The sequence below is a fragment of the Nocardia grenadensis NBRC 108939 genome (genome assembly GCF_001613445.1).
Classification (GTDB): domain Bacteria; phylum Actinomycetota; class Actinomycetes; order Mycobacteriales; family Mycobacteriaceae; genus Nocardia; species Nocardia grenadensis.
On sequence record NZ_BDCJ01000010.1, the window covers coordinates 217417 to 231660 of the forward strand.

At 70.5% G+C, this 14244-nt stretch carries 10 protein-coding genes; all 10 read right to left on the minus strand.

The features are described from left to right. Positions 1 to 4: 4 nt before the first annotated feature. The 10 genes from murC to rsmH all read right to left on the minus strand — a co-directional run bounded on the left by murC (position 5) and on the right by rsmH (position 14009). Positions 5 to 1501: a UDP-N-acetylmuramate--L-alanine ligase gene (gene murC, locus NGR01S_RS13270; RefSeq protein WP_063036367.1), complete on the minus strand. Its 1497-nt coding sequence runs from the start codon at positions 1499 to 1501 to the stop codon at positions 5 to 7. An 11-nt stretch (positions 1502 to 1512) separates the two neighbouring features. Next, positions 1513 to 2658 (minus strand): undecaprenyldiphospho-muramoylpentapeptide beta-N-acetylglucosaminyltransferase, encoded by a 1146-nt coding sequence (murG, locus tag NGR01S_RS13275; RefSeq protein WP_063036368.1) that lies wholly within the window; start codon positions 2656 to 2658, stop codon positions 1513 to 1515. Continuing rightward, entirely contained in the window at positions 2655 to 4091 is a 1437-nt protein-coding gene (ftsW, locus tag NGR01S_RS13280; RefSeq protein WP_063036369.1) for a putative lipid II flippase FtsW, read from the minus strand. The genes murG and ftsW overlap by 4 nt, the downstream gene beginning before the upstream one ends. Then, positions 4088 to 5554, minus strand: a complete 1467-nt coding sequence (gene murD, locus NGR01S_RS13285; RefSeq protein ID WP_063036370.1) for a UDP-N-acetylmuramoyl-L-alanine--D-glutamate ligase — start codon at positions 5552 to 5554, stop codon at positions 4088 to 4090. Before murD ends, ftsW begins: the two co-directional genes overlap by 4 nt. Before the next feature lie 49 nt (positions 5555 to 5603). Then, the gene (gene mraY / locus NGR01S_RS13290) at positions 5604 to 6680 is read right to left on the minus strand and encodes a phospho-N-acetylmuramoyl-pentapeptide-transferase (RefSeq protein WP_030523849.1); all 1077 of its coding nucleotides are present in this window, start codon (positions 6678 to 6680) and stop codon (positions 5604 to 5606) included. Continuing rightward, positions 6677 to 8230, minus strand: a complete 1554-nt coding sequence (locus NGR01S_RS13295) for a UDP-N-acetylmuramoyl-tripeptide--D-alanyl-D-alanine ligase (RefSeq protein ID WP_084480783.1) — start codon at positions 8228 to 8230, stop codon at positions 6677 to 6679. Before NGR01S_RS13295 ends, mraY begins: the two co-directional genes overlap by 4 nt. Then, positions 8227 to 9843 carry a UDP-N-acetylmuramoyl-L-alanyl-D-glutamate--2,6-diaminopimelate ligase gene (locus tag NGR01S_RS13300; RefSeq protein WP_084480784.1) on the minus strand — a complete coding sequence of 539 codons (1617 nt, stop codon included), beginning with the start codon at positions 9841 to 9843 and terminating at the stop codon, positions 8227 to 8229. The genes NGR01S_RS13295 and NGR01S_RS13300 overlap by 4 nt, the downstream gene beginning before the upstream one ends. A gap of 89 nt (positions 9844 to 9932) precedes the next feature. Then, positions 9933 to 11900, minus strand: coding sequence for a peptidoglycan D,D-transpeptidase FtsI family protein (locus tag NGR01S_RS13305; protein ID WP_157107236.1), 1968 nt, complete (start codon positions 11898 to 11900; stop codon positions 9933 to 9935). Next, the gene (gene ftsL, locus NGR01S_RS31530; RefSeq protein ID WP_245664558.1) at positions 11897 to 12802 is read right to left on the minus strand and encodes a cell division protein FtsL; all 906 of its coding nucleotides are present in this window, start codon (positions 12800 to 12802) and stop codon (positions 11897 to 11899) included. The genes NGR01S_RS13305 and ftsL overlap by 4 nt, the downstream gene beginning before the upstream one ends. A 229-nt stretch (positions 12803 to 13031) precedes the next feature. Beyond that, the gene (gene rsmH / locus NGR01S_RS13315; protein ID WP_063036371.1) at positions 13032 to 14009 is read right to left on the minus strand and encodes a 16S rRNA (cytosine(1402)-N(4))-methyltransferase RsmH; all 978 of its coding nucleotides are present in this window, start codon (positions 14007 to 14009) and stop codon (positions 13032 to 13034) included. Between the last annotated feature and the right edge of the window lie 235 nt (positions 14010 to 14244).

Sequence of the window (14244 nt, forward strand, 5' to 3'; positions counted from 1 at the left end):
CGCCTCACCGCCCGTACTGCGGACGCGCGCGTAGTCCGTCCAGGACCTGGCTGCCGAGCATGGTGACATCGCCGGCGCCCATGGTGATCACGACATCACCGGGCTGGGCGAGACCCGCGACCTGGCGGCCCACCCGCGACATATCGGGTTGGTAGTGCACGGGTTTGTGCACCGCCTGCGCGACCAGCGCGCCGTTGACCCCGGGCAGTGGCTCTTCACGCGCCCCGTAGACATCGAGCACCACCACTTCGTCGGCCAGATCGAGGGCCGCGCCGAATTCGGCGGCGAAGGTCGCGGTGCGACTGTAGAGATGCGGCTGGAAGACCACGATCACCCGGCCCCGACGGGCCAGCGCGCCATCGCGCGCCTCCTGCTCCACCAGTTCGGCGGCGGCCCCGAGTACCGCCCGGACCTCGGTGGGATGGTGGGCATAGTCGTCGAAGACCCGCACCCGGTTCTCGCGGCCCACGAACTGGAAGCGGCGGTGGACACCACCGAAACCCTCCAGCCCCTGGATGATCTCGTCCACGTCGGCGCCGGCGGCCCGCGCGGTCAGCAGCGCGGCCAGCGCGTTGAGCGCCATATGCCGACCGGGCACGGACAACCGCAGGGTGCGCGGGGCGGGTTCGTCGGCGAGCTGGAAGTGAGCGATACCGCCGACATCCCGCGGTTCCCAGCTGTGCAGCCGCACCCCGACCGGAACCGGCGCGTCGGGCAACTCCCCGGTGCCGTACCCGAGGACCCGCACGCCGCGGTCGGCCAGCCGCTGCCCGGTGCGCTCGGCGAGCTCCCGGGCGCCGGGGTCGTCCAGGCACACCACCAGCAGTCCGCCGTCGGCGAGGCGATCGGTGAAATCGTCGAACACCTGCACGTAGGCGGCGTCGGAACCGAAAAAATCCAGGTGGTCGGATTCGATATTGGTGACCACCGCGACATCCGGGTCGTACTGTAGGAGGGAGCCGTCGCTCTCGTCCGCTTCGGCGACGAAGATATCGCCGCTGCCGTGATGGGCGTTGGTGCCCGCCTCGTTGAGTTCACCACCCACCGCGAACGACGGGTCCAGCCCGCAGTGCTGCAGGGAGACGATGAGCATCGACGTGGTGGAGGTTTTCCCGTGCGTCCCCGAGACGAGCAGCGTGCGATGCCCGCTCATCAGCGCCGCCAGCACGGTCGGCCGCAGCAGCACCGGGATCTCGCGTCGGTGCGCCTCCACCAGTTCGGGGTTGGTCTTGGGGATGGCCGCGTAGGTCGTCACCACCACCGTCGGCCCGCCGGGCAGCAGATCCAGCGCACCGGCGTCGTGCCCGATCCGCACCTGGGCGCCCCGGGCCCGCAGGGCGAGGACACCGCGGCTCTCCTTGGCATCGGAGCCGGAGACCTCGCCACCGCGCGACAGCAGGATGCGGGCGATCCCCGACATGCCGGCGCCGCCGATACCGACCATATGCACCCGGGCCAACTCCGGCGGCAGCGCGCCGGGACCGGTCTCCGGTGCGGTCATCTGCTCCCCGCTCACCGGCCCGCCGCCCGCAGCACGATCCGGGCGACCTCGTCGGCGGCATCGCGATGGCCGGCGCCGGCGGCGGCACGGCCCATCTCGGCTATGCGTGCTGGATCCGTGAGCAGCGGTATCACCTCGTCGATCACATATTTCGGGGACAGTTCGGGGTCGGCAACGATTCTGCCACCACCGGCCGCGACGACGGGCCGGGCATTGAGTTCCTGTTCACCGTTTCCGTGCGGCAGTGGTACGTAGATCGCGGGCAATCCCACCGCCGATACCTCGGCGACGGTCATCGCCCCGGACCGGCAGACCACCGCGTCGGCGGCGGCGTAGGCGAGATCCATCCGCGACAGGTAGGGCACCGCCACATAGGGCGCGGCGGGATCTACCGATCCGATATCCAGCGTGTTCTTGGGACCGTGGGCGTGCAGGACGGAGATACCGGCCGCGGCCAGTTGCGGGGCCGCGCCCGAGATCGCGTCGTTGAGCGACCGCGCCCCCTGGGAACCGCCGAACACCAGGAGCACCGGACCGGTCGCGGGCAGCCCGAAATGCTCCCGCGCCTGCGCCCGCAGCCCGGCCCGGTCGAGTGAAGTGATCGCGGCCCGTACCGGGATGCCGACAATCTCGGCGTCGAGCCCGGAATCCGGTACCGCGGCCAGTACCCGGGTCGCGCGCCGCGCGCCGACCTTGTTGGCGATACCTGCCTTCGCGTTGGCCTCGTGCACCACCACCGGCACCGCGCGCCGCCGCCGCAGGGCCCCGCGGCCCGCGGCGAGATAGGCGGGCAATGCCACATAACCACCGAACCCGACGATCACATCCGCCTCGACCGCGTCGATGATCTCGCGGGTACGGCGTACCGAGGCCCGGACCCGGCCGGGCAGCCGCAGCAGATCCGCACTGGGTTTGCGCGGCAACGGCACCGGCGGGATCAGTTCGAGCGGGTATCCCCGTTCGGGTACCAGGGTCGTTTCCAGTCCGCGCGCGGTGCCGAGCGCGGTCACCCGGATCCCGGGATCCAGTCGCCGCAACGCGTCGGCGACGGCCAGGGCCGGTTCGATATGCCCGGCCGTACCGCCACCGGCGACGATCACCGATATCCCGTCCGTGCGCGATGCCGTGTGCTCGCCTGCGGACTGAGGTGCGCTCACCTGTTTCTTCCCCGTTCTCGTGCGTGTGTCACCGAATAGCTGGGTTCCCAGGCCCGGGTGGCCCGCAGGGTGTCGGTACCGCGGCTGTTGGCGCGCGGCCGGGCCCGTACGGGCTCGTCCCGCGGCTCGGTGCGGGCCGGGCGGCGCGCCGGGCCCCGGTCACGGCCGGCCGCGGCGCGGGCCCGCACCGGATGGTAGACCTCCGGTTTCGGCAGTCGCAGCAGGCGACTGACCCGCCCGTCCTGTCCGGCGTGCAGGGCCGCCACCGCCTCGGGTTCGTGCCGGGCCGCGTTGGCGATGATGCCGAACATGAACAGGGTCAGTGCCAGCGACGAACCGCCCGCCGAGACCAGCGGCAACTGCAGTCCGGTGACCGGCAGCAGACCCACCACGTAACCGATGTTGATCAGTGCCTGCCCGGTGATCCAGGTGGTGGCGGTCGCGGTGAGCAGACGCAGGAAGGGGTCCACCGAGCGGGCGGCGATCCGCAGACCGGCGTAGACGAACAGCGCGAACAGGCCCAGCACGAGCGCGCAGCCAAGGAACCCGAGTTCCTCGCCGATGATGGCGAAGATGAAGTCGTTGTGCGAGTTGGGCAAATAGCTCCATTTGGCCCGGCTCTGCCCGAGCCCGCGACCCCACAGACCGCCGTCGGCCAGCGAGTACATCGCCTGGCGGGCCTGATAGTTGATGCCCTGGGGGTCGTCGGCGGGATTGAAGAAGGCGCGCATCCGGTCGGAGCGGTAGCCCGCCGAGAGCGCGAGCGCGAGGGCGGCGATGGCGCCCGAGGCGAGGATGGCCACGAACAGTCGCACCGGCAGGCCGCCGAACCACAGCAGCGCCAGCAGGACGATCCCGAGGGCGATGGTGGTGGACAGGTTCGGCTGCAGCACGATCAACAGGCACACCAGCAGGCCGGCCGGAACCAGCGGCACCAGCAGATTCTTCAAACCACCCGGATCGTTGGCCGCCCGCCCCGCGGCGCGCCGCGAGATCAGCAGGTGCGCGCCCCACACCACGAACGTCACCTTCACCAGCTCCGAGGGCTGGATCGAGAACAACCCCAGATCGATCCAGCGGCGGGCGCCGTTGACCGTACTGCCGACCCCCGGGATCAATACGAGGACCAGCAGCAGTACCGATATCGCGAACACCGGGAAGGACAGCTGACGCAGCCGCCGGAACGGTATCCGCAGCGCGAGATAGAACAGCACCGCGCCGACCATCGCGTACATCATCTGTTGTACGAACAGCGAATACGCCGACCCGCCGTCGGCGTAGGACTCCACACTGGAGGCCGACAACACCATCACCAGACCCAGCACGGTGAGCAGGGTGGCGATGGTGACGACCAGATGGAACGAGGCCAGCGGCCGCGCCAGCCAGGCGCCGAATCGGCCCACCTGTACCTGTCGCGTGCCGCGCGGTCTCATAACCGCCGCCCGAGGTCCTCGTCCTTCAGGTCCTCCACCGCACCGGCGAAGCTGCGGCCCCGGTGGGTGTAGTCGGTGAACATGTCCAGCGATGCCGCCGCGGGCGCGAGCAAGACGGTATCGCCGGGTCCGGCGAACGCCGCCGCCTCCCGCACCGCACGCTCCATCACCGCGTCGGCGATATCGGTATTGCGGGTCCCGGTGATCGCTTCGTCCATGACTGCCTGCCCCATACCGGCATGATCCCGCGTATCCAACTCGACCACGGGGACTTCCGGCGCGTGTCGCGCCAGCGCGGCCGCGATCACCGGGGCGTCGGCACCGAACAACACGACGGCGACCAGCCGCTCGGCGACCTCCTCCACCAGATCCTCGACACCGGCACCCTTGAGCTGGCCGCCGGCGATCCAGACGACATGCTGATGGCCCAAAATCGACGACCGCGCGGCATGCGGGTTGGTGGCCTTGGAATCGTCGACGAACTCGACGCCGCCCAGTTCACGCACCAGCGCCGACCGGTGCGGGCCGACCTTGTGCTCGATCAGGCCCTCCCGGACGAACTGCGGCGCCACATCGATGGCCCGGGTCAGCGCGGCCGCGGCCAGGGCGTCGGCGACACCGGCCGGGCCGGGCGGGCTGATCTCCTTGGCCTCGGCCAGGATCGCCGCCTTGGTGAAGGCCCGGTCCAGCAGTTTGCCGTCGACCACGCCGAGCTCACCGTCGGCCGGAACACCGATCCGGAACCCGATCGTGCGGCGCGCCTTCGAGCGGCGGGCCAGGCGGGCGGCCACCGGGTCGTCGAGTCCGACCACCCCGACCCGCCCCAGCAGGGCCCGCGATTTGGCGGCGGCGTAAGCGTCGAGCCCACCGTGCCAGTCCAGATGGTCCTCGGCCACGTTCAGCACCACCCCGGCCTCCGGTCGTACCGACGGCGCCCAGTGCAGCTGGAACGACGACAACTCCACCGCCAGCACCTGCGGTCCCGGATTGCGGCGCAAGGCGTCCAGGATCGGCAGTCCGATATTGCCGCAGGCGACACTGGGGATACCGGCGGCCCGCAGAATGGAATGGGTCATCTGCGTGGTCGTGGTCTTCCCGTTGGTCCCGGTCACCACCAGCCATTTGCGGACCGGACCGTAGATCCGGGCCTGATCGACCCACCACGCGAATTCGACATCGCCCCAGACCGGGATACCCTCGGACACCGCCGAGGCCAGCACCGGGGAGTCCGGCCGCCAGCCCGGACTGGTGATCACCAGCGCGAACCGCGACCAGTCGGTGTTCTCCATTTCGGCCGCGGGCGCGATATCCAGCCCCAGTCCGGCGGCTTCGGCCAGAGCCGCGGCGCCGCTGTCGGTCACCACGGGCCGGGCGCCGATATCGCGCAGCGGCGTGACCAGCGAACGACCCGAAACACCCCAACCGGCGACCAGCACCTCGCGGCCGCGCAGGAATTCCAGCATCGGGCCCGGCGAACGCAGGGCCCTGGGCGTATGTTCCTCCATCGTCAACTCACCCGACCGCGGAGAGATATTCGCTGTAGAACAGGGAGAGTCCAGCGGCCGAGGCCATCGCGGCCAGTAACCAGAACCGGATGATCACCGTGGTCTCCGCCCATTTGCTCAATTCGAAATGGTGGTGGAACGGCGCCATCTTGAACAGCCGGTTGCGAGTGGTCCGGAACACCGCCACCTGCAGCACCACCGACGCCGCCTCGGCGACGAACAGCGCACCGATGACCACCATCAGCAGTTCGGTGCGGGTGGTGATGGACAGCCCGGCGAGCAGCCCGCCCAGGGCCAGCGATCCGGTATCACCCATGAAGATCTTGGCGGGCGCGGCATTCCACCACAGGAATCCGATGCACGCCGCGGTGCCGGCCGCGCAGACCAGGGCCAGATCCAGTGGGTCGCGGACGTTGTAGCAGCCGGTCTCGGGTTTGGTCTCGCACGAGTGGTAGTACTGCCAGAACGTGATGACGACGTAGCCGCCGAGCACCAGGCTCATCGACCCCGCGGCCAGACCGTCCAGGCCGTCGGTGAGGTTCACCGCGTTCGACCAGGCCACCACGATGAGGCAGACGAAGGCCAGGAATACGACCACGCTCATCGAGACGGTGTTGATATCGCGCACGTACGACAGCTGCCGGCTCGCCGGGGACAGTCCGCTGCCACCCGGGAACTGCAGCGCCAGCACACCGAACACCACTGCCGCCGTGATCTGGCCCAGGTATTTGCCCGCGGCCGTGAGCCCGAGATTGCGCCCCTTGCGGATCTTGATGAAATCGTCGATGAACCCGACCACGCCCAGCGCGGTGGCCAGGCCCAGGACCAGCAGCGCGGAGGCGGTGGGACCTTCGGCCTCGTAACCGATTCCGATCAGATGGGAGCCGAGATACCCCGCCCACATGCCGATGATGATCGCCACGCCGCCCATGGTGGGAGTACCGCGTTTGGACTGATGGCTGGCCGGTCCGTCGACCCGGATCTCCTGCCCGAAACCCTGCCGGGCGAATATCCGGATCAGTAGCGGCGTCAACAGGATCGACACCGTCAGTGCGATCGCCGCCGCGAACAAGATCTGTCTCATCGCACTGCCTCCGTGCTCACCCCGTCGGCGGCGCCGGCGCCGCCGGATGCCGGTGTGCCGGCACCCGTGTTCTGCTCACCCTCGGCCAGCAGTTGTTCGGCGACCGCCCACAGGCCGACCGATTGCGATGCCTTCACCAGCACCACGTCACCCGCGCCGACTTCGGCGGCGAGCAACTCCACGGCCGCTTCGATATCCGGGACGAGCACCGATTCCTCACCCCATGAGCCTTCCATGACCGCTCCCTGGTGCATGCCCCGGGAGGGTCGTCCGGTCCCGACCACGATGAGCCGGTCCACATCCAAGCGGACCGCGAGGCGGCCGATCCCGTCGTGTTCCACCACCGACTCCGGGCCGAGTTCGGCCATTTCGCCGAGGACGGCCCAGCTCCGCCGGGGGGTGTCGCCCGTCCGGGCCATGGTGACCAGCGCTTTGAGCGCGGCCCGCATGGAATCCGGGTTGGCGTTGTAGGAGTCGTTGATCACCGTGACCCCGGCGGCGCTGGTGCGTACGTCCATACGACGCGCCGACGCCGCGCGGGCGTCGGTGAGCGCGGTGACGAGGGTGTCGAGGTCGGCGCCGCACTCCAGGGCCACCGCGGCGGCCGACAGCGCGTTACCGACCTGGTGTTCCCCGTGCACGGCCAGGGTGACCGGACGGGCGCCGAGCGGGGTGTGCAGTGTGAACGACGCCCTGGCCTGCTCGTCCAGAGTGATTGCGCCGGCCCGGATCTGCGCGCCGGCGGCGTGCCCGACGGTTACCACGCGGGCCGCCGTACGCGCGGCCATCGCGCTGACTTTCGGATCGTCGGCGTTCAGCACGGCCAGACCGGTTTCGGGCAGCGCCTCCACGAGTTCACCCTTGGTCTGCGCGATCGCCTCGCGACTACCGAATTCGCCTAGATGCGCCGTACCCACATTGAGGACCACCCCGATACTCGGGGGCGCCACCCGGGCCAGCGCGGCGATATGCCCGGGCCCGCGCGCCGACATCTCCAGTACCAGGAACCGGGTGTCCGGACCGGCACGCAGGGCGGTCCAGGGATGCCCGAGTTCGTTGTTGAAGGAGCCGGGTGGGGCCACCACCGGTCCCAGCGGTGCGAGCACCGCCGCCAGCAGGTCCTTGGTGGAGGTCTTACCCGAGGATCCGGTGACGCCGACCACGGTCAGCCCCCCGGCCGCGACCAGCCGCGACACGCTCTCCCGGGCCAGCGCGGCCAGCGCGGTCAGCACCGCGGCGCCGGCGCCGGTCGAATCATGGCTCAGCGCGAGCGCGCTCGACGGCACCGATCCCGGCGCGGGAGGCACGACGATGGCCGGCACGCCGACCGGGCGGGCGGCCAGTACGGCAACCGCGCCGGCCTCGATCGCGGCGGCCGCGTAGTCGTGGCCGTCGACGCGCTCGCCCGGGATCGCCAGGAAGATATCGCCGGGACCGATTCGGCGCGAATCGAATTCGACCGACCCGGTCACCCTCACCTCCGGGTCACCGACGTCGTGCAGCGTTGCGCCCACGACCTCGGCGATATCCCGCAGTGTCATTTCGATCATGAAACTGTCAAGTCCTCCGCGCCCGTCGACCACGAACCGTTGTCCGCGCCCCCGGAACTGTGTCCCAATGCCGAATCGATCGCCGCCGCGAGTACCTCGCGGTCGTCGAACGGATACTTCACCCCGTTGATCTCCTGCCCTGCTTCGTGGCCCTTGCCGGCCACCAGCACCACATCGCCGGGGTGCGCCCAACCGACCGCGGCCGCGATGGCCGCGGCCCGGTCACCGATATCACGGACCTCGCCACGCTGCTCGTCGGCGACACTCTGCGCGCCCGCGATAAGCGACGCGCGGATCGCCGCCGGATCCTCGGTCCGTGGGTTGTCGTCGGTGACGATGAGCAGATCCGCGCCGCGGGCCGCGGCCGCGCCCATCGGGCCGCGTTTACCGGTGTCCCGGTCGCCGCCGGCGCCGACCACCACCGCCAACCGGCCCCGGCTGCCCGCCGTGGCCAGGTGGGTGCGCATCGTGGCGATCACCGATTCCACGGCGGCGGGTTTGTGGGCGTAGTCCACCAGGGCCAGGAACTCCTGCCCGCGTTCCACCCGCTGCATCCGGCCGGGTACATCCACCGTGGCCAGCGCGGGCGCGGCGGTCCCCGGCGCCACTCCGGCGGCCGCGCACACCGCGACCGCGAGCAGACCGTTGGCGACGTTGTAGTCACCGGGCAGGCGCAGCCGCACCGGCGTCTCGCCGTCCGGTCCGGCCGCGGTGAACTCCTGTTCCCCGCCGTGGGCGCGGGCGGGACCGGCCAGCGACCAGTCCGCCGGTCCGCTGGTCGCCACTCGGATCGGCGCGTCGAGGCCGTCGGCGAGGCGGCGGCCCCAGGCGTCGTCCACACACACCACGGCGGTACGAGCGGCGACCGGGGACTCCGGTTCGAACAGCCGGCGCTTGGCGGCGAAATAGTCCTCGAAATCGGCGTGGAAGTCCAGATGGTCCTGCGACAGGTTGGTGAACGCGCCGACCGCGAACCGCACCCCGTCCACCCGGCCCAGGGTCAGGGCGTGGCTGGAGACCTCCATCACCACCGCGTCCACACCCTGTTCCACCATCAGCGCGAACATGGCGTGCAATTGCGGCGCCTCGGGCGTGGTGAGCGCGCTCGGGACCCGGCGGCCCCCGATTCTGGTCTCGATGGTGCCGATCAGGGCGGTGGACAGACCCCCGGCGGCCAGTCCGGCCTCCACCAGATAGGACGAAGTGGTCTTACCGGAGGTACCGGTGATCCCGATGATCCGTAACCGCTCCGACGGATGACCGTAGATCGCCGCGGACAACTCGCCGAGGACGGCGCGCGGGTTCTCCCGCACCAGGACCGGCACCGGCAGGTCACCGGCCAGTTCCGCCCCGGCGGCGTCGGTGAGTACGGCGACCGCGCCGCGGGCCACCGCGTCCGCGGCGAACCGGGCGCCGTGCGCCCGGGAGCCGGGTAACGCCGTGAACAGATCACCGGGTAGAACCGCGTCGGAGCGCTGTTCTATCCCGGTGACGGATAGGTCGGTGGCGACCGGTGGCCGAAGTTCGGCGTCGATCAGATCCAGCAGGTCGGGCAGCGGTGTCGACAGCGGCCGGGCCGGCCGCAGCGAGGGCTGGCTGGACTGCGCGGGCACAGGATTCCTCTCTGCATGATGAAGCGCGGATACGACGACGAGTCAGGTTACCGACGCCGGGTCACGGTCGGGTAAGCCGGTTCGCCGAATCACGACGCCTGCAGGACGAACTGCCGTTCCGGCTCGCTCGACGGCGGAATCCGATCCCGCTGCAGTGCCCAGGAGGCGATGTCGTGGAACAGCGGTGCGGCCGACTGCCCGCCGCTGCCGTCGGAACTGCGGACCGGCGCGTCGAGCATCAGTCCGATGACATAGCGCGGGTTGTCCGCGGGTGCGATACCGGCGAAGGTGATCCAGTACGAGGAGCTCGAATAACACCCGCAGTTCGGGTCGACCTGCTGCGCCGTCCCGGTCTTCCCGGCGATCCGGTAGCCGTCGACCGCGGCGGCGGCGCCGGTCCCCATCTGCACTCCGGTCGGATCGTTCTGCACCACCGATTGGAACATGGTGCGTAGTGTGCGCGCGGTGTCGGGGCTCACCACGCGCACGCCGTCGGGCGCCGGTTCCTCGGTGCGGGTCCCGTCGGGGGCGACGGTGGCGCGCACGATACGCGGCGGCATCCGGAGCCCGTCGTTGGCGATGGCCTGGTACATACCGGTCATCTGCAGGGTGGTCATCGAAAGGCCCTGCCCGATGGGCAGGTTCGCGAACGTACCACCGGACCACTGGTCCCGGGCGGGCAGCAGGCCGGAACTCTCCCCGGGCAGCCCGACCTCGGTGCGCCGGCCCAGCCCGAAGCGCTCGAGCATATCGGCGAACCGGTCCTCGCCGACCCGCTGCGCCAGCATCAGGGTGCCCACATTGGAGGACTTACCGAAGATCCCGGTCGTGGTGTAGGGGGCCACACCGTGTTCCCAGGCGTCACCGACGGTCACTCCGGACATATCGATGCGGCCGGGCACCTGATGCACCTCGTCCGGCGTGGTGAGGCCGTATTCGACGGCCGCGGCCGCGGTCACCACCTTGTTGACCGATCCGGGTTCGAAGGGCTGGGTCACCGACGGGTTGTCCAGCCCGGCCGGATCCCAGTGCTGCGGACCGAGCGCCGGATTGAATGTGTTGTCGTTGGCCATGGCCAGCACCTGGCCGGTCTTGGCGTCCAGCACCACCGCGGAGGCCGATTTCGCGCCCGAGCGGTCCTTGGCCTGCTGCACCTGCTGTTGCACATGGTTCTGCAGGTAGGAGTCCAGGGTGAGTTCGACATTGTTGCCGTCGACGGCGGGCTGACGGTCACGGAGACTGCCGGGGATCACGGCCCCGTCGGAGCCTCGGTCATAGGTGTAGGAGCCGTCGGTGCCGGCGAGCGCCGAATCCAGCGAGGCCTCCAGCCCGACCCGGCCGTGGCCGTCCCAGCCGGTGGCCCCGACGATATTGGCCGCCAGCGAACCCCCCGGGTATTCGCGCAGGTCCTGGCGTTCGGTACCGACCTCGGGGAACTTCGCGGTGATCTCGTCGGCCTTCCGCGGGTCGACGTTGCGGGCCAGGTACACGAAGGTCTGGTCACTGCGCAGTTTCTCCAGCAGATCGGATTCCTTGGGCCCTTCGTCACCGAGGATCCGATGGATGGTCCCGGCGATATCCTCGAGCCGCCGATCCGGGTCGGGCGCCGAGTCGTCCTTCGCCCGGGCGTCGGCGAGATCCTTGCGCACCCGGACGGGCTGGAAGTTCAGCGACTGGGCGGTGATGGTGAAGGCCAGGGATTTGCCGTTGCGGTCGGTGACGGTGCCGCGGGTGGCGGGAAGATCCTGGTAGGCCGTGCGCTGCCCGGCCGCCTGCGCCGACAGCGTGGGCGCGGCGATGGTCTGGATCCACAGCAGTTGCAGGGCCACCACGGTCAGTGCCACCAGCATGATCAACCGGCCCACGCCGAGCCGGATCCGCACCGGCCCGTTCGGCGCGGATCGCCCACCCGGACGCGACCGCCCGGGTGGCTGCCGGGACCGCCCGGGCGTGGACCGGGCGACCTCGGCGGATCGCTTCTTCGATTTTCCGCGATCGGTCGCGGCCCGGGATCTCGGCGCGGAATCGCGCCCACGCCCCGACCCGCGCCGGTTCATCGGATCTCCTCACCCGCCGTAACGGGCGGCAGCGGCGCGACCGAGGTGGGTTCGACAGCGCCGGGCGTATCCGCCGGCGCCGGGGACGCGTCCTCGACCGGAACGGACGCTTCGGCCGGAGCAGTACCCTCGACCGGAGCGGGAGCACCCTCGACCGGAGCGGGAGCGGTTCCGTCGGGCGGCGCAGGCGCCTCGGCCGGAGCAGCACCCTCGACCGGCGGTTCCGCGCCATCGGCCGGGGCGGCAGCGCCCGGGACGTCCTCGCCCGGCTGCGGCACGGGCGTCAGATCGGTCTCCGGGGCCGCGAGCACACCGCCCGAGCCCGGCGCGGCCGAGTCCGATCGCGGCAGCGTCGGAACCGGCACGATCCGTTCGCCCGGATCCCCACCGGAGCGCGGAGCTCCGCCGCGGGGTGCGTTCAGCGGCGGGGCCGGCGGCCCCTGGGCGGGTTTCGGTTCGCCCACCACGGTGACCGTTCCATCGGGGGCGACGACCAGTCGCGCCGGATCCACGGCCGGGATCATGCCCAGTTCCCGGGCACGAGTGGCGAGTTCGGGCGCCGAATCGGCGGCGGCGACCTCCCGCTGCAAGGCCGCGCGTTCGTCGGAGAGCACCCGGTTGGCCTCACGCGCGTCGCTGAGCTGGTAGCTGTCCTCGGCGGCACGGGTGGTCAGTACCAGCGTGAGCGCTAGACCACAGCCGAACATGGCCAGAATGGCGGCGACGAACGGTCCGCGACCCGCCAGTTCCGACCGCGGCGCGACCGCCGGCGCTGTACCGGACGGCCCGGTGCGCTGCCGCCGCCGGGCGTAGGCCCGCTGCGCGGCACCGGATTTCACCCGCTCCGCGTCGTGTACCCGCCGAGCCGGCCGCCCGGTCTCGGTACGTGTGCTCACGCTCATACCTGACACCCCCGTATCGGTGTGATGGCCCGCGGTTCCGGCCCGCGTACGCCTGTGCTGTGGTCCGTAATGCCCAGCCGGTGCTCCCCTGACACCACGATTTCGCGGACACCACTGTGATATCCGCATCCGGCACCCACACCGTCGTACCGCGGTCGCGCCACGCGGACAAGCGAATTCGCTGCTCCGCGGGCCACCGCTGCGGCGTGGCCGGTGCCGGTGCCCGGTGTCATCCCGCCTCCTGCACGATCTTCTCGGCGGCGCGCATCCGGACCGGCGCGGCGCGGGGATTCTCCTCGATCTCGGCGGGGCCGGCCTGTTCGGCGCCCCGGGTCAGCATGCGGAACTCCGGCCCCATACCCGGGAGTTCGACCGGAAGCCCCACCGGTGTGCGGGATTTCGCGCGCTCGGCCAGCTCGTGCTTGACCACCCGGTCCTCGAGCGACTGATAGGACATGACCACGATCCGGCCGCCCGGGCGCAAGGCCGCCAGCGCGGCCGGAAGCGCCGCACGCAGCGAATCCAGTTCCCCGTTCACCTCCACCCGCAGTGCCTGGAAGGTGCGCTTGGCCGGATGCCCGCCGGTCCGGCGGGCCGGCGCGGGGATGGTGTCGTAGAGCAGGCTCACCAGTTCGGCACTGGTACGCAGCGGCTGCCGGACGCGGCGTCGCACGATCTCGGCGGCGATCCGGTTCGCGAACCGTTCCTCGCCGTAGACCCTCAGCACCCGGGCGATCTCGCCCTGGCTGTAGGTGTTGAGCACATCCGCGGCGGTCGGGCCGGTGGTCGCGTCCATCCGCATATCCAGCGGAGCGTCCACGGAGTAGGCGAAACCTCGCTCCGCCTCGTCCAGCTGCATGGACGAGACCCCGAGATCCATCAGGATGCCGCTGACCGAACCGGTGGCCGGCAGACCGGCCTCCGCGAGTGCGGCGGCGATCCCGTCGTACCGGGTGTGTACCAGGGTGATTCGGTCGGCGTAGGGCCGGAGACGGTCGGTGGTGAGCTCGAGCGCGCGGGTATCGCGGTCGAGGCCTACGAGCCGGAGGTCGGTGTGGGTGCGCAGGAAGTACTCGGCATGACCGCCGAGCCCCAGCGTCGCATCGAGGTAGACGGCGGTCGGGCCGCCGAGTACCGGATCGAGCAATTCGGCGGCGCGGGTGAGCAGAACAGGGACGTGTCGCGTGCCGTGCTGCTCACGGTTCAAATCGGCCTCCCGGATCCGTGCCTCGCTCCGTGACGACCCGATTCGGGTCGCATCCGCACCTCAGGTGGATGCGGATCACCGGCGCCGAAGCGGGCGAACAATTGATTGCGCGAGATGCGGCCGCGCCACCGTTCGATCCGGCGCGTCCACGGGGTGAGCGACAGAAGGAAAATCGGTGACGTGACGAATGCCGCGGGGTCTCTGACCGAAGCGGCACCTGGCGTCGGGGAAGTAC

What these genes read in the sequence shown, in the direction of transcription:
- murC (WP_063036367.1), bottom strand. Translation starts at nt 1,501, where the DNA reads ATGACCGCACCGGAGACCGGTCCCGGCGCGCTGCCGCCGGAGTTGGCC.
- ftsW (WP_063036369.1), bottom strand. Translation starts at nt 4,091, where the DNA reads ATGAGACCGCGCGGCACGCGACAGGTACAGGTGGGCCGATTCGGCGCC.
- murD (WP_063036370.1), bottom strand. Translation starts at nt 5,554, where the DNA reads ATGCTGGAATTCCTGCGCGGCCGCGAGGTGCTGGTCGCCGGTTGGGGT.
- mraY (WP_030523849.1), bottom strand. Translation starts at nt 6,680, where the DNA reads ATGAGACAGATCTTGTTCGCGGCGGCGATCGCACTGACGGTGTCGATC.
- NGR01S_RS13295 (WP_084480783.1), bottom strand. Translation starts at nt 8,230, where the DNA reads ATGATCGAAATGACACTGCGGGATATCGCCGAGGTCGTGGGCGCAACG.
- NGR01S_RS13305 (WP_157107236.1), bottom strand. Translation starts at nt 11,900, where the DNA reads ATGAACCGGCGCGGGTCGGGGCGTGGGCGCGATTCCGCGCCGAGATCC.
- ftsL (WP_245664558.1), bottom strand. Translation starts at nt 12,802, where the DNA reads ATGAGCGTGAGCACACGTACCGAGACCGGGCGGCCGGCTCGGCGGGTA.